Origin of the sequence: Povalibacter sp., from assembly GCF_036520495.1 — a bacterium.
In the GTDB taxonomy this organism is placed as follows: Bacteria; Pseudomonadota; Gammaproteobacteria; order Steroidobacterales; family Steroidobacteraceae; genus Steroidobacter.
In genome coordinates, this window is sequence record NZ_DATDJO010000041.1 from 1 (window position 1) to 15,402 (window position 15,402).

Below are 15,402 nucleotides of genomic sequence, written 5' to 3' on the forward strand. Positions count from 1 at the left end.
TCGCCAACGATACAACGTCGCCTCGGCAATGCCAGTTTCCCGAGCCAACGCCGACATCCCAATCTCCTTCGCCAACATCCGCCGTACCAAAGACTCTCTGAACTCATTCGAATACGCCATCTCCTCCCGCCTTCCACCCCCAACAAGGTTTCAATCAGCAGAGGCGACAACTATCCTGACAGCGGGGGATACAGGGACTGGTAGTTCTTCTCCGAGAGGCCTTTGATATGAGCCCGCACCGATGCGATGTGTCGCACAATCGCCGCCGCTCGGTCCTCGTCGCACTCGACTGACACGGACTCCTCGTAGGCAACAAGCGAGAGCTTCGAATCGACCACCAGATTCCGATTCTCTGGAAGTCTGATCACCACGTCCGGCTGCGCCCGCGATCCATCTTCGCGTGTGTGACTCACCTGAATCTCATACTCCTCGCCCTTACGAAGTCCCGATGATTCGAGCACCCGTTCAAGAACCAACTCCCCATAATTTCCTTGCGCTTTGTTCGAGCCTTTCAACGCCTGCGTCAGGTTCTTGGCGTCCGTGCTGAGGGATTGATTCAACGCCATGAGCTGGCGCACCTGCTCGCCAAGCGCTGAGCGATCCTTCGACTCTTTGACGTACACATCCTCCACCTTGGACTGGAACTCAGTGATTTTAGACTTCAGAGGATCGAGGAGCTGGCCCAGGTTCGTTTGATTCTGCTCGACGAATCGCTTGCTCTTCTCTTCGAGAATGTCGTTGGCGAGCGATTTGAACTGGTCTGAGAGCGTAAGTTTTGCGTCGTTCAACAACTCCAGCTTTTCGACTGCTTGCTTCCGCTCGGCGTCCAGTCGCGTGGTGAGATCGGCTTTCTCAACGGACAATTGCGCAATGGCAGTTTGCGCCGCAGCCAATTGCGTCCGGGAGCTCTCCAGTTCGCTTCGCATCGTGCTGGACACGTCGCGTTCCGCCTTGAATTCTGCAGTAACACGACCGAATGACTCCCTCAGCTGTGCCACTTCGCGGGTCATCGCCAGATTCGATTCGTCGAATTGCTTGATTCGATTTTCGAGGGCGGGAATGCGAGAGGCCTCCGATGCGAAGGTGGCCTGGCGTTGCTTTGCGGTTGTCAACTCCGCGGCCAATTCCGTCAGCTGCTTCTCAGTCCCGGCGAGTTGTGCTCGAACGTCAGCCAGCTGCTCCTCTGTCGATTGCAACAATCGGCTCTTATCGGCTTCTGTTCTCGATAGCGCGAGAACCTCGCCCTGCCTGGCCTGTTCCGCCGCCTGAAGCTTGACGATGTGATCCTCAAGCACCGGGACCCGCCCTGCTCGTTCGCGCATGGACGCGAGTTCGATGGCCAGTTGCGACTTGGCGTTCTCGATCTGAATGCCCAGTCGGCTCCGGGACAGCGCGAACATCACTACCAAGCCGGCGAGAAATGCAACGACCAGGATAATGGCGGCCGCGAAATTGATTTCCAAGAATTGTTGCTCCAAATGACCGCCCGCTACGGCGCACGAATGTAGTTATAGGTACTGGCAGTCTCAAAACGTGACACTGGATGCCGGCATCCGCGCGAGCCATTGCGTCAACGGCATGGGGCGACGGTAGGTACGTTCGGGAGGCGCCCCGTTGTGCACAAAAGTCGACGCGCGACTGCGGACTGAGATTCGCAATCACGCCTGACTCGTGCCCTGTAAGGGTTGTGCCGTGGCAGTATCGCATCGTTTTGGCGTCGGGGTCAGGTCTTGCAATCACGCAAAACTGACCCGATAGGCCAATAATTCCGGCACCTTTCGTACATCCATAGAGGCACTGTTCGCGCCACACCACAGGGAGGCGTGAAATGGCGCGACCTTTGAGGATCGAGTTCGCCGGTGGCTTCTACCATGTGACTTCAAGAGGCAATCAGCGCTCGACCATCTTTCTGCAGGATGCGGATCGCATGGAGTGGCTTGCTCTTGTGGCTCAAGTGGCAGACCGGCTGCAGTGGCGCGTCTACGCCTATTGCCAGATGGACAATCACTTCCATCTATTGGTGCAGACGCCGGAACCGAACCTATCCCGATGCATGCGCCACCTGAACGGCCTCTACACTCAGCGATTCAATCGACATCACCATCGTTGCGGTCATCTGCTGCAAGGCCGTTATCACGCAGTGATCGTCGATGACCGGAGCTACCTGCTCGAGGTTATCCGTTACGTCCTTCTCAACCCTGTGCGGGCCGGCCTTGTCACTCACGCTGCTGACTGGCAATGGAGCAGCTTTCGCAGCACCCTCGGCGAGACCGTCGCTCCACCGTGGCTGGCCGTGTCAGATGTATTGCGTTACTTCGCCCCCGATGCAGCACGGGCGACGCGTGCATTCCGCAGCTTCGTCGATGCCGGCATGGCCATGCGTTCGCCGTGGACCGCGCTGACCCAGCACATCTATCTGGGCGACGAAGCATTCATCGAGCGTACTCAAGCACTGATGCTCCAAGCGAGACGCGAGGACCCGGAGATTCCGCGTTCACAACGGATAAAAAGACCCGCGTCGTTAACCGACATCTTCGTTGACACCACCGATGTCGCCTCCGGCGTCGTCGCCGCGTACTGCTCCGGGCGGTTCACCATGCGACAGATCGCCGCTTATCTGGGCGTTCACTATTCAACGGTCAGCAGGTTGCTTGCTCGGCTTGAAATGCTGGATTGCAAGACCTGACCCAGAGGAGACACCAGAGGACGGACCCCAGAGGACCAGAGGACCGGCTCATGCACTCACCACCTGAGGAGTCGCGTCGTTCCGACGCTTGAACGGAATAGTTTTGTCGAGGAATGTCGCTGATCGCCACAGCCATTCCAAGGGGCCGTAGTAAAAGTTTCGGAACCAGCGTCTCGCGAGCCACATCTGCAGCACCCATAACGCGATACCCAGCGCGGCGCTGCCACCCTGTCCGAGCCACGCATAGGCGCCGAGGCCGAAGCCATAGAACACAGGCACCAGGAACAGGGACTGTGTGATGTAGATGGTCAACGTCATGCGACCGCAGGGTGCCAGCGGACGCAACACTTTCGCACCCGCGGGCACCCGATAGAGCAGCAGCAATCCAAGTAACGTCGCCAGCATCAGTGAATTGTTCGTGCACGACTCGACCACACGCCCCGACAGCACGGGTGCCAGTCGATGGCCGAACCACAGCATCGCCCCGGCAACGATGACAAGAATGACGATCGATCGCACATAGAGCGATTTGAACCTGTCGCTCTGAGTGAAGAAACCGATGCGTCCGAGGGCGAACCCAAGCTGCGAGAAGCCAATGATGTTCCACAAACGGCCGCTGTCGAACATGAATCCCCACTTACCCACCTGTCCCGCCCAGGTGTTCACACTGAACACCTCCAGCAGCGATCCGTGGGCGTATGCGTTCATGAGCAAAGGGTGAAGGGTCGGATCGCCTTGCCGCTGAAAGCCCGCGGCGTTGAGGATCAATGCAGGCCCCTGCAGGATGAAGAACGCACCGAGCCCGATCAGCACGACGTTGCTGGCCCCGTAGAGCGGCACGAGCAGCAGGCCCGTCAGAGCGAGCACCTGCATAATATCGCCGCCATAGATCAGGCTATGCGCGAATCCCAATGCAAACAGGATCGTGAGGCGCCAGAGGAAGCGCGCGCGAAAGTCGACCCCTTTACGCGCCTGGCTGTCCATGATGATGAAGAAGCTCACGCCGAACAGCAGCGCGAACATGGCGTACGACTTGCCGCCGAACAGGAAGAACATGGTGGAGTTGACCGCGTTCGGGAACGGGTCGGCCCAGTACAGCTCGTAGTACTCGACCATGTGGATAAGGAACAGTCCCATGAGCGCGTAACCGCGCAATGCATCCACGACTTCGATGCGCTCTGGTTTGCGCGCTGTGTCTTGCATGATCCCTCCTTTGCAAGGTGCTCCGATTGGCCCGTGTCAGCCGGGCTCGTTTGTGTTCGCGATCGAAGATCCTGGTCCAGGCGCTCAAGGTCGGTTCGGCTCCGCGCCCGTCGCAGCGTCCGTCGCACGGCGAGCGTAGCTAAACCGGCGGGCGAAAAGAAATCGGAAATGTAACGCGGGCAGGCCGGAACGTGTCAATGACTTTGAGACACCTGGGTTCGAAAGTTTAAAGAGCAATCTCAGTGTGTTTGGTTGATGCGAGATTCTGTTTCGGCGGATTGATCCAGGCGGCGCTCGGTAATTCGGGCGGCGTGGGCGCGACATGCTTGAAGCGGTTCGGATTCGCAGCGAACGCGGCGGTGAGCGTGACGATGCGCCGCTGGGTGAGCTCGACGGCGTGGCCGTGGTGCACCGTGTGCGGCGTCATCAGCGCGATGCCTGCGTGACGATGCTCGGTGTTGTACCACTGGAAGAACTGTTGGCAGTGTGCACGCGCGTCCTCAATGCAACCGAAGCGCTGCGGGAAGTCGGGCCGGTACTTCAGCGTCTTGAACTGCGACTCCGAGTACGGGTTGTCGTCCGAGACGTGCGGTCGGCTGTGCGTTTTGGCGACCTGCAGGTCGATGAGCAGGTCGGCGACGGGTTTGGATCGCATGCTGCTGCCGCGATCGGCATGCAGTGTCAGGGTGCCGGGTACGATATTCTGCTTCGCGGTGGTATCGGCGATGAGTTGCTCGGCGAGCAGTGCGGATTCGCGCGCAGCGAGCATCCAGCCCACGACGTAACGACTGAAGATGTCTAGGATCACGTACAGATGGAAGCAGGTCCATTTCGCGGGGCCCTTCAACTTGGTGATATCCCAACTCCACACTTCATTGGGTCGCATCGCGAGCAGTTCCGGCTTGGCATAGCTTGGATGCACGCGCTGGCGGCGGCGTTCACGAATTTGATGATGCGTGGCCAGCAGCCGATACATCGTGCGAATCGAGCCGTGATAGCGACCTTCATCCAGCAACGTGGCAAACACGGCCGCCGGCGCCATCTCGGCGAAGCGCTCGCTGCCCAGAAGATCCAGCAGTACCTGCTGTTCGGCGCACGTCAGCGACAAGGGCGGACGCGGACGCACCGCGAGGCGGTGGATTCGCGCCTGCCCCCTCAGCCGTTGCCGATACAACCAAGCTCGACTGAGCGCCAGCGCCAGGCAAGCGGCAACCACACCGATGTGCGGCGCCAGCTCGTGGTATGCGCTCATCATGGCTGCTCGTCCGAGTCCGCCGTCGGTAGACCGAGCAAGGTGCAGAGTTTTTTTTGGACATCGATGATGAGCCGTGCGCGCTCAAGCTCACGCTGCAATCGCGCGTTCTCACCGCTGAGCTGCTTCAGCTGGCGCTGCTCGACAAGATTGGCCGCCGGCTTCGGGCCGCGCTTGCGCGGCGCCAGTGCGGCACGCTCAGCGTGCGCCTGCTGTTTGCGCCAGTTCGCGAGCATCGAGGAGTAGATGCCTTCACGACGCATCAGCGCACCAACCTCACCAAGCTTCGTGCAGCGATCTGCCTCACGCACGATCCGCTGTTTCTCGGCGCTCGTGAACGTGCGTCGCTTGGCGTGCGGGGCAACCTCTGGGTCCGTTGCTCTCACCTTCAAGGAGGATTCCGATGCAGGATTCATGGAAGCGTTCAACAATGTGTTCATCATGGGTACTGCCTGTGTACTCTAAATTGCCCCAGGCAGGTGTCTCACTTCACATTGGCACGGGGGGCACCGCACCCTGCGCTCTTTTTGACGCACTGTAGGCTCTCTGCGCTTTCTCCCACGCCTCGCCAATTACCTTCTTTCCGGCGGTACCGATGGCACGTTTGGTCGCCGCTTCTATAGGGTCACGGGGTCAAGGGTCACGGGGTCTAGGGTCACGGGGTCAGGTCTTGCAATCATGCAAAGCTGGCCCGATAGGTCAAGTTGCTTGCTTCGCCTTCAAATGCTGGATCTCAAGACCTGATCCCAAAAGATGGACCGCGCTGACCCAGCACTTATACCTGGGCGACGAAGCATTCATCGAGCGCACTCAAGCACTGATGCTCGAAGCGAGACGCGAGGACCCGGAGATTCCGCGTTCACAGCGGATAATAAAGACCGGCGTCGTTGGCCGACATCTTCGTTGACACCAGCGATGTCGCCTCCGACGCCGTCGCCGCGTACCGCTCCGGGCGGTTCACCATGCGACAGATCGCCGCTCATCTTGGCGTTCACTATTCAACGGTTAGCAGGTTGCTTGCTCGCATCGAAATGCTGGATTGCAAGACCTGACCCCGAGGATCCGGGTGCCAAGAACTGGTTGCACATCGGTCACCCGAAGGTCGGCTGGCGCTCAGCGGTGATTTACTCAATCGTCGGCACGTGTCGGCTTTGCAGGTCGATCCGCTGGCCTCCTTGACCTGGGTGCTGCCCAAGCTCGCCGCAGCGACGAACACGACCGCCAGCGGCCTGTTGCCGCACGATTACGCAGCGCTGCATCCACCATCTTCGGTTCGCACACCAAACACCAGTTGAGTGAACAACGAGACGATCTCTACCGGCGGCGTCCGGGGTCAAGTCTTGCAATCACGCAAAGCTGACCCGATAGCTCAAGTTGCTTGCTCCGCCTTCCAATGCTGGATCGCAAGACCTGACAACCACGCAAGGAGCCAGGCTACTCGGAAGCACTCCTGCGGAAGAAGGTCTTGGGATTCTCCACTGTGATTACATGAATCTGATCGCTCGAAACGCCCAACTCACGAAGGCGAGGCAGGAGCCTGCGAGCGGTGAATAGCATTCCCTCTGCGGCATCGATGTTCTCTCTCCAGTCTCGTGTCTCTTCTGGAAGTAACGAACCGCCGAACTCTGAATCGCTCGAGAGGAAAACCTTATTCGCAAAGCCGGCGTCAATGATCGCCTTTATGCATTCCGCTCTTCTTTGGAACGTCGGCTTGAAGTCTGCCAAGAGCCCACGGTGGACATGGTCCATGCCGAGAGAATAGCCGCGCCTCACAAGACCTAAGAAGTAATCGATATCGCCGCTGTCGTCGCTGTGATCGAAAGACACTCTGGCAGGGTTTACGTCTTCGTCCTCCAGGATGACAGCATCACTCTCACCGCCGCGGTTGGCAGCATCCGTGTGGATGCGAATCGGCACGCCGGTCGCCTTGCTGGCCCGAGCGGCCGCTCTCAAGCCCGCCTCTTCAAGAGCGGTCGGACGAGCACTCGTTCCTATCTTGATGACACCGGCCTTTACGCCAGTGCCTTCAATGCCTCGACTGATCTCATTCGCGAAATACTTGGCGAGCCCGTCAGTCGTGCGCGCCGGCATCGATACTGACCGAGATCGCGGTGGGGAAAATCGCTGGCCCGTGGCTGCGATGATGTTCATCCCAGACCTGCGCGAGACTTCTTCGAGAAATTGAATGTCGCGCCCAACATCATAGGTGGTGAGGTCGACGACGGTGCTGATGCCAGCAGCCTTTATGGCTTTGAGCCGGTCGACGGCTGTAGCAATGAGCCCGGTTTTACCGCCCCATGCATCCGGCCATCGTTCCAACACCTCCGGCGCATCGCCAATGTGTTCATGTGCCAGCGTAAATCCCAGAGCATTGGGGTCGATGGCTCCGAGAACCGTCTGAGTAGTTCCAACGCTGTTCAGCGAAGGCGCTCCGCCTGCCGACGCGGAAAGCGCTGCGGCAATGCCGCTAGCGGCAGTTATCTTGAGAAAGTCCCGACGTGTCGTCACGAACTGCTCTCCAATCGCGTCGGCACCGCCACGAGATTTGCACACGCTACATGTGCTGACGTCCTCGAAGATCGGCGCTGCCAGTCCTCTCAGGGCGCTTATCCTTCATCGAACGTATGCGCCGATCATTGTGCATCAAGGCGGTCGCAAGGCACTGAAACTTGCGCGCTATCACTTGAGGCAGAAGAACGCGTCCGAGTTCATCGACCGCAAGTATCCGGGACTCTACAACGCACGACGGGATAACCTGGAGAAGTTCTGGCGCAACGAGTTCGGTCACGCACATGCGCTGATGATGGTGACTTCGTTCTTCGAGAACGTGGATCGCGATGGCAAGAATGTCGTGCTGCATTTCAACCAGAGACCCCGAGAGCGAATGCTGCCTGCCTCTGCAGTGAATGGACGAGCCCGAGCGAGGGCGAGATGGTGAGCTTTGCTGCGGTTACCGATGAGCCGCCGCCTGAAGTGGCGGCGGCAGGGCATGATCGGTGCATCGTAAATCTCCAGCCAGAGAATGTGGGACGATGGCTGACACCCGAAGGGCGCAGGTCTGCGGAGTTACAGGCGATTTTGGATCCCAAGCAGCGGCCGTACTACGAGTATGCGATTGCGGCCTGAGAGGGCATTCCGTTTGATGGAGACCCTGAGCATCACCGCAGGTACTGACAATAGCGCAAGATCCGCATCCTCGGTTAGCATGCCGCCCCCTATTGCTTCTGTAGAGCGGAGGGGCTTGCGCAGAAGTGAGACCTCTCTCCACGGAACCGCCTTCATGACGCTCCCACGATTTATTGTCGAGAACATCGATCGGATACTCAGTGAATGGGTGGAGTTTGCACAAACGCTAGTCTCTGGCCGTGAGCTCGATCTTGAGGCGCTACGCGATCACGCAAGATTAATGTTGCTTGCCGTCGCGAAGGAGATGGAGACGGACCAGAGCGCCGTGCAACAGGAAGCCAAGAGTCGCGGAGAGGCACCCGTAGATCTTTCAGCAGAAGAGACGGCGGCCGAGTCGCACGGTGACCAACGCTACGGCGTGGGCTTTACCCTGGAGGAACTTGTCTCGGAATACCGGGCACTGCGCGCGACCGTCATTCGTCTTTGGGCCTCGCAGGCGCCTCTCGACGAGCGCACGCTGTGTGAGCTGACCCGATTCAATGAGGGCATCGACCAGCTGCTGGCTGAGTCGGTCGTTCATTTCTCGCGGCAGCTGGATCGAGCCCGCGAGCTTTTCATGGGAGTGCTGGGCCACGACTTGCGAACGGATTTGCACGTCATCATTGCCAGCTCCGAGCGTCTTGGGCGTATCCCATCGATAGAGCACGTGGAAAAGTATGTTCCGCACATCCAGAAGAGCGCGAACAACATTCTGGGCATGGTTGAGGATTTGCTGGACGTCACGCGAACGAGATTGGGCGGGCAACTGCCCATCGAGACGCAACGCATGGATGCAGCGGGCGCGTGTGAAGAAGTCTTGCGGCCGTTTCGTGAGTTGCACCCCACGTGCGATCTACGCTTGCACGTCCAGGGAGACGTCGTCGGAGAATGGGATCGGAAGCGAATCCATCAGCTACTTGCCAATCTTGTCCGCAACGCGATCCAGCATGGAGATGCGGGGCGTGAGATTACGGTGAGCGCACACGGCAGCGATGAGACCGTGGTCTTCAGGGTGCACAACTATGGGCGGCAGATTCCCCGTTCTTCGATGGTGCGCATCTTCGACCCGATGCAACAGGGCGAGGATCGTACGGACGCCAGCAGTTTGGGGCTCGGCTTGTATATCGCCAGCACGATCGCGCAAGGGCATCGGGGGACTATCAGCGTGTCGTCCTCTGAAGGTCATGGCACCACTTTCACCGTGACTCTCCCAAGACGAGTAGAGACCCGTCTGGGCCCCTGGTAAAGGCAACGTCAGCGCGAAGGTCATCGGATCTGCCATCGCCGTGGTGGATTGGTCGTGACGTGCGCGGTCGCGGCGTGTTTGGCAATCGAAGGACTGCCGGCCATCAAGATCTCGACGGCCGGTGAAGCATACCGATCATGAGCGCTGGGTGGCTTCGGGGATTCCATTCTCAGTTGCGGCCTCGAGCAGATGTGTGCTCAATCCATTGACGTTGCGGGTAGGGTCTTACAGGTCCAGACGCTGACGAATGCAAACGGTGCGGTACGCATAAAACTCAAAAAGGAAGACGGGCCACAGGCGATTAATTCACTGCTTAAAACGGATAGACAATGAACTCGACGGCCACACCGAGGGTTCATATAGAGGCACAGTCCCCGGCCAACATCAGGAGGCCCTATGACTCCTCACGCAACATCAGCGCTGCTGATAGCCCTATCGCTTGTCCTTTCGACCGCTGCCGTGGCCCAGACTCCGACTCCGGATCCCACGGCACCGAGCGCAGCATCCAGTCCGCACCAGAGAGACACCACATCCACGAAAGCGACAGAAGCACCCCCAACGAACAGCACTTCCCCGGCTGCAGCCTCGACCCCGCATCAAGGGCAGGTTATGGACGCTGACAAAGGCGACGCCACGACTCGGGCGAAGCACGAACAGATGCTGAAGGATTGCGTAGCCAAGGAACGGGCAAAGAACTCAACGCAGTCCATGGAGCAAGCCAAGAAGACCTGCGAGGGCCAGATGAAGGCCCGGGCTACGGACGCAAAGAAATAGATCCCGCGATTGGGCGGCGCTGCCAATTTGAACAGCGCCGGTCAGATTAGATTAGATCTCGGCGCCGTGTTTCGTGTTTTTTGTCATTCTGGAACAGTGACAGTTTCTTCGCATCTGTCCGGGGTTCACGGCTTCAGCACATCCCGCTCGCGAAGGCCGTAGATCAACTGCGCGATCACCACATACCAAAAAGAAGGTTGTGGACGAGTGGTATGACCTTCCGCTGGAACAGCGTCCGAGCAGATACCAAACGACAATTACGTTTACGCCCAACCCCGACAGACCATGGTTCCTGCAGCAAGGTAACGACTGTTACCGCATCGATAGCCTTTCTCTGCCCACAGAAATTTCTGCCCAAGGCCAATCGTTCGAAATGAAGCCTATGCGGTACTCCGACAAGCGTGTCATGTACGGCACCGTCGAAATGCCCGAGGACGCCCCGATTAAGGCCGTTGAGATTGCGCTTCTGGGGATGGAACCGGCGAGCAAAGAGGTGCCGCGAAAGTTCTCGAGGTTGGCAAGTACACAACCCACGGGTTTGTCCTTGCTCCGCACCAAACAGGTCCCGGCCCTGCTCCGTAAGTTGCAGCCCTCTGGTGCAGCCCTCTGGGACACGCATCGAATTGTCGACGCACGCTTACGTGGTCATGTTCTTGCAAGCGCGTCTGGACAGACTGCTCAGAACTATTTCGAGAGGCGACAGCCGTCGAATCGGTAGAAGCTCATCACGAGTAGAGAGATAGGGGGACAGATTGGCCAGGTTTATTTTCTGGCTTCAGCCGAGCCGCCCCGAAACACTCTTTTGTGAGCATGTTGGCGGAAGGGGTGGGATTCGAACCCACGGTGGGCGTTAACCCACGCTAGTTTTCAAGTCGCTTGACTCGCACTTTTGCGCAACCTGTGCGCACGTAAGTGCAAGTTCGGCATGAGGATGCATCGCCCGCCCTGCCCTGTCTTTCTAGGAAAAACCGCCCGAAGTGCAACTCGGGTGCAACTTACCCTAGGGAGCGATCCAGCATGCCAGACAGATCCCCTCACGTCCGCCCACGCGTAACACGGCGCGCCGGCAACGTCATCTTTCTCAAACCCATAGCCGATAAGGAATTCGAGGCGCTTATTCAGGCCGCCAGCGCCGATGAGCTGACCGCGGTTGTGGCGGCCTGCCGTGCGAATGGCCAACTACTCAGCCCCGCTGGCGTCGCATTCTTGGGCCTTCTGGAGCGCCGTGCACAGACGATGCGCAGGCCGATCGACCAGTATTGTCAAAACATCTGGGATTCCTTCCCTCATCTGCGCAATACACGCGCCGAAGTGCAGCCCCTCTCTGTGCATCCCTACTTCGAAACTGAAGAAGGCGAGTCATGAGCGCCGTGCCGTCTGCGACAACGACGGCAAGTTGATGAACAGTTCGTTGCCCGGTTCCCCTTAACACTAACTGGAGAATAACCATGCCAGACGGAAGTCACGCACCGGCCGCAGCCGGCAGCTGGTACGACGAGCGTGAAACTCAATTCAACGTGGAGATCCACAACCTCCTGGACGCCGCTGCAGACGCGATCGATGGCGACGGTAGCCCGGTGCGGTGCATCGACGCGACGCGCGCGGCGATCTCGGTGATCGATTCGCGTCTGATCATCGAGCGCGCACACCGGCTCGGGACTGAGGACGACACGAGCGGCGGCAACGAAATTGAAGATCGCATCGAAGCGATCCGCGGGGAGATCTTCGACGTCCAGGCCATAGTCGACGTCGTGCGGATGTCGTTCGACATCGCGGAAGACTTCTCGCGTCATCACGCATTGCGGGGCGCCTACGACCAGCTTGACGCGATAGCGACGCGACTCGAGTCAGTAGGACGATCGGCTGCTAGCTGCGAAAGCACGGTCCAGCTGAGATCGAGGCGCGAGACCCGGAAAGCGCGAGGTGGGAAATGAGCAACGTCACACCCATTCATCCATCGGTCCAACCGACCACCACTGAGCAGGCGGACACTGTCACGGATACATTGAATGAGCTCGAAACGGAGCTGCTCTGCGCGCGCTCGGTCGTTGATATGTTGCACGACGTGTGGGCCCAAGACAGCGAGGGAGTCATCAAGGAATCCATCGCATCCGATAGCCTGCCGGGCGTGCTGTACGACGTGCTGCAGCGTCTTCGGCGGTGCGAGGCATTGTCCAAGCGGATCAGCGAAACCATGCCGACAGGCTGAAAGCTCCTATTCGGCGACCCGAGAAGCCCCCGCCGCCAAAAGGCTGCGGGGCTTTTTGTTCATCGTCCGAATCGCCGGCCGTCAGGGCCGCGGGTTATGTCAGCTTGAGCTCGTATTCCCTACAGCCGAGAGTAGGCTGCCAATCAAGCCCCCAATTCGAATGGGGCCAAAGGGGGGGATATGAAACGCACAGGACTTTGCATTGCGGGCGCGCTTGCGCTGGCGTGGTCGCTTCCATCCGAAGCAACACTGATCAACTACGGCAGCTCGACACACGACACCGCCACCGGTCTTGAATGGCTCGACGTCAATCTCACGTCCGGACTGACGTACAACAGCGTCCTGAACGACGCCGGAGGCTTCATCACGGATGGATGGCGCTACGCCACCGGCGCCGAGATCGACGCCCTCGCAGGCCGCTACATCGGCTCGCCGGAAGAGACCTTCTCGGGCGGTCTCGACTTCATAGAAACGCTAATCATGATCGGGCTACTTGAACCGACATTCGAGCGCTCGTTCGTGCCAGGCATCACAGGACAGTCGCTGACGATCGCGACTCTCGGCTACTACGATGACGAAACGGGAGGTTCCCGCGTTGGGCTTGCTGAATTCATGGTCAACGTTCTAGTGCCGGCTCCCGGCTTCGGTGATTCGTTCACCGGACGCTGGACAACGTTCGATGATTTTCTCGCGCCGAACACACTAGCGCCGCAGATCGGCTCATTCTTGGTTCGATCCACTTCGGTTCCCGAACCAGGAACGATGGGTCTGCTTTCGATTGGCTTGTTGGCCTTGGTCTTTGCGCGGCGAAACGCCAGGAAATAGTCGCGTGGAACCACCTGACGGCCACGCGAATGGGGATCGGTCGCAATGAAAACGGATCGCACCGAAAGATGGATAGCAGTTTCAACGATCTTTCATAACACCGCCGTGGGTGTTGCTGCGATCCTTGCCGGCATCGCAGCTATCTACGGAGCATTTGCAATCCCTAAAGCTCTCGAAGGTCGCGCAGTCGGGTCAAGCACTGCGCAAGCCACACTCACTACGGATGGAAATCGCACTCCATAGTCATATCCTGAGCGGGCCTATCGTGCTCATGTGCTTCTGCCGCATCAGCCCGTAGCGCACGGCGTCAGCGCCGTGATCCGGTCCGCTGCTGTCGCAGTCCTCGACGCGCTTCTGATCGCGAGCGAGAAAAGGCACCGTCTGCCAGAAATATTCGCAGGATCGAGACACGTACAGCCCCGGCACGTCCGGCTTGCCTGCGTCAGCAAGCATTCGCCGCATCTTCTGCCAGCCGACAACGCGGCCGCCCTTCTTCGCCGGATCAAGCCTCACAGCCTTCCTACCGAACTCATCGGCAATCGAACTACCGTGCCCGGTTTGCGCGAACATCGCATCGTCGCCCACTCCTTGCGGCTTGACCTTCCAGCCGGCGCACCATTCGGCGATGGCTTCGGCCGTGGTTCCAGCCGTCCACCCGAGCCCCGCGTTCAAATTGTCGCGCCGATAGACGGCGTACTCATCGAGAACGATGATGCTCCCTCGCGGATAGAACTTCCCGTCGAACTCAGCGCCCGGGGACTCCACCATCAGGTAGGTCACCGACGGAGCGGACGAACCAAAATCATGGCAGAGCCAGTTCTCCCACGGCACCAGTTGACGATAAGTTTTTCGGTCCGGATTGTCTTCGATGCGCATTGGCAAAACTTTGAACGGGCCAACCGCGTTGCGTGATTCATCGAGCGAGAGACCGAAGTAGGACCCGGTCGCCGACATGAACGACCCCGTGAGCCACGCTTTCAGCAACTCCGGATCGCTCGCGCATGCGGCCTCAAGCTGCCGCTTGTAGCTCGCCTGATCGATCGTGTCGTTGTCATCGATGGTAGAGGGGCACCACATCCACCACGCGCCGTGTTCGTCCCTGTAAGCCTTCCACGGCTCTTTTCCCAAGATCCAGCGCTTCGCAACCCATGCCTGGCCTGGTCCACCGGGATTCGCTGCGACGACTGTCCGAGTAGGCACGCCCTTTGGTCCGCGCATATTTCCACGAAGCAAGTCGGGAAGCTCTGATGACGGATACTGCCCGATCTCATCGACGAAACACGTCGTGATGCTACGGCCCTGGAACTTCTGCAGGTCGGCGTGACAATCCAGCTGCGCGAGTTCGAAGAATCCGCCGCGTGGTAACCGCCACACGTGATCATTCGCCGAGTAACGCGCCGTCGTTCCATAAGCGATTCCGAATACGTCCCGAGTCGTTTGTTCGAAGTCACGCAGACCGGGGTAGCTGCGCCGTATAAACAACATGCGCGCGAGCTCGCCGTGCTCTTCTGCGTGACGCAAACCCAGCAGCGCCATGCCCGTCGATTTGCCGCCGCCGCGACCGCCGAGCAGAGCTAGGTTGATCTCCTCCGGGATCTCGGCGACACGTTTTTGAAATCCTGTGAGATTCATGCCTTCTCCGGTGTTACATCGATGAAGTCGCCCATCGGCTTCGCAGCGGGCAAGTTGATTGTGACGTTGAATCGCGCGGCGACGTCGTCGCCGATATCCCCCTCGCGGTAAGCATGACGGGCCTTCAGAAGGAAAATTGCGTTGACATTGGGCTTCTCGCCGTCGCGCGCGTCACGTAGCAGAATCTGATGCAGCTCGTTTCGTTCCCGCTCACGACCCACCGAGAATGCGAGCTGCAGGGACTCGTCGGCACCGAGCCATTCGTTGAATGTCTTGACCGATGTACCGAGTTGCGCCGCTAGATTGACTTTGTTGCATCCCTCTGCGGCGAGTTGCTGGATACGTTGGGCCGCATCTGCCGGCGGCAGCTTCCGCGGCCTACCGATTACGCCGCCCTTGGCGCCCACGGT

Annotated in this window: 17 protein-coding genes; 10 read left to right on the plus strand and 7 right to left on the minus strand. The window is 59.1% G+C overall.

Features of this window, described 5'->3' with window-relative positions; translation table 11 throughout:
- Both VIZ63_RS16090 and rmuC read right to left on the minus strand, forming a co-directional pair.
- A partial coding sequence (locus VIZ63_RS16090) for a transposase (protein WP_331610745.1) occupies window positions 1-120 on the minus strand: 120 nt, incomplete at its 3' end.
- Between the two features lie 50 nt (window positions 121-170).
- On the minus strand, window positions 171-1,463 hold the full coding sequence (gene rmuC, locus VIZ63_RS16095) for a DNA recombination protein RmuC (protein WP_331610691.1): 1,293 nt from the start codon (window positions 1,461-1,463) through the stop codon (window positions 171-173).
- Between the two features lie 365 nt (window positions 1,464-1,828).
- Here rmuC and VIZ63_RS16100 point away from each other — a divergent pair, with 365 nt between their 5' ends.
- Window positions 1,829-2,686 (plus strand): REP-associated tyrosine transposase, encoded by an 858-nt coding sequence (locus VIZ63_RS16100; RefSeq protein ID WP_331610692.1) that lies wholly within the window; start codon window positions 1,829-1,831, stop codon window positions 2,684-2,686.
- Between the two features lie 48 nt (window positions 2,687-2,734).
- On the opposite strand, the gene VIZ63_RS16105 is transcribed toward VIZ63_RS16100, so the two are convergent.
- Both VIZ63_RS16105 and VIZ63_RS16110 read right to left on the minus strand, forming a co-directional pair.
- Window positions 2,735-3,889 carry a DUF418 domain-containing protein gene (locus VIZ63_RS16105; protein WP_331610693.1) on the minus strand — a complete coding sequence of 385 codons (1,155 nt, stop codon included), beginning with the start codon at window positions 3,887-3,889 and terminating at the stop codon, window positions 2,735-2,737.
- Between the two features lie 226 nt (window positions 3,890-4,115).
- Window positions 4,116-5,557 (minus strand): IS3 family transposase gene (locus VIZ63_RS16110; RefSeq protein WP_414703807.1). Its coding sequence is split into 2 segments (ribosomal slippage): window positions 4,116-5,167 and window positions 5,167-5,557, totalling 1,443 coding nucleotides; the frame shifts between segments, so codons are not numbered across the junction.
- 471 nt (window positions 5,558-6,028) lie between these two features.
- Between VIZ63_RS16110 and VIZ63_RS16115 the strand changes: the two genes are divergently transcribed.
- The gene (locus tag VIZ63_RS16115) at window positions 6,029-6,193 is read left to right on the plus strand and encodes a helix-turn-helix domain-containing protein (RefSeq protein WP_331610694.1); all 165 of its coding nucleotides are present in this window, start codon (window positions 6,029-6,031) and stop codon (window positions 6,191-6,193) included.
- Window positions 6,194-6,575: 382 nt separating this feature from the next.
- Here VIZ63_RS16115 and VIZ63_RS16120 read toward each other — a convergent pair whose 3' ends face one another.
- A complete protein-coding gene (locus VIZ63_RS16120) occupies window positions 6,576-7,649 on the minus strand; it encodes a phosphotriesterase family protein (RefSeq protein ID WP_331610695.1) in 1,074 nt (357 codons plus the stop codon).
- A gap of 130 nt (window positions 7,650-7,779) precedes the next feature.
- On the opposite strand from VIZ63_RS16120, the gene VIZ63_RS16125 reads away from it, so the two are divergent.
- From VIZ63_RS16125 to VIZ63_RS16155, 8 genes are all read left to right on the plus strand, one after another.
- Window positions 7,780-8,079 (plus strand): hypothetical protein, encoded by a 300-nt coding sequence (locus VIZ63_RS16125; protein WP_331610696.1) that lies wholly within the window; start codon window positions 7,780-7,782, stop codon window positions 8,077-8,079.
- Window positions 8,073-8,267 carry a hypothetical protein gene (locus VIZ63_RS25675; RefSeq protein WP_414703806.1) on the plus strand — a complete coding sequence of 65 codons (195 nt, stop codon included), beginning with the start codon at window positions 8,073-8,075 and terminating at the stop codon, window positions 8,265-8,267. Before VIZ63_RS16125 ends, VIZ63_RS25675 begins: the two co-directional genes overlap by 7 nt.
- A 154-nt stretch (window positions 8,268-8,421) precedes the next feature.
- Window positions 8,422-9,552, plus strand: coding sequence for a HAMP domain-containing sensor histidine kinase (locus VIZ63_RS16130; protein WP_331610697.1), 1,131 nt, complete (start codon window positions 8,422-8,424; stop codon window positions 9,550-9,552).
- A 609-nt stretch (window positions 9,553-10,161) separates the two neighbouring features.
- On the plus strand, window positions 10,162-10,326 hold the full coding sequence (locus VIZ63_RS16135) for a hypothetical protein (protein WP_331610698.1): 165 nt from the start codon (window positions 10,162-10,164) through the stop codon (window positions 10,324-10,326).
- A 1,017-nt stretch (window positions 10,327-11,343) separates the two neighbouring features.
- Entirely contained in the window at window positions 11,344-11,691 is a 348-nt protein-coding gene (locus VIZ63_RS16140) for a hypothetical protein (protein ID WP_331610700.1), read from the plus strand.
- 83 nt (window positions 11,692-11,774) lie between these two features.
- Window positions 11,775-12,260, plus strand: coding sequence for a hypothetical protein (locus tag VIZ63_RS16145; RefSeq protein WP_331610701.1), 486 nt, complete (start codon window positions 11,775-11,777; stop codon window positions 12,258-12,260).
- The gene (locus VIZ63_RS16150; protein WP_331610702.1) at window positions 12,257-12,535 is read left to right on the plus strand and encodes a hypothetical protein; all 279 of its coding nucleotides are present in this window, start codon (window positions 12,257-12,259) and stop codon (window positions 12,533-12,535) included. Before VIZ63_RS16145 ends, VIZ63_RS16150 begins: the two co-directional genes overlap by 4 nt.
- 180 nt (window positions 12,536-12,715) lie before the next feature.
- Window positions 12,716-13,360: a PEP-CTERM sorting domain-containing protein gene (locus tag VIZ63_RS16155; RefSeq protein WP_331610703.1), complete on the plus strand. Its 645-nt coding sequence runs from the start codon at window positions 12,716-12,718 to the stop codon at window positions 13,358-13,360.
- Between the two features lie 243 nt (window positions 13,361-13,603).
- Here the strand turns inward: VIZ63_RS16155 and VIZ63_RS16160 are convergent, their stop codons facing one another.
- Window positions 13,604-14,992, minus strand: a complete 1,389-nt coding sequence (locus VIZ63_RS16160; RefSeq protein ID WP_331610704.1) for a terminase large subunit domain-containing protein — start codon at window positions 14,990-14,992, stop codon at window positions 13,604-13,606.
- Window positions 14,989-15,399, minus strand: a complete 411-nt coding sequence (locus VIZ63_RS16165) for a hypothetical protein (RefSeq protein ID WP_331610705.1) — start codon at window positions 15,397-15,399, stop codon at window positions 14,989-14,991. Before VIZ63_RS16165 ends, VIZ63_RS16160 begins: the two co-directional genes overlap by 4 nt.
- Between the last annotated feature and the right edge of the window lie 3 nt (window positions 15,400-15,402).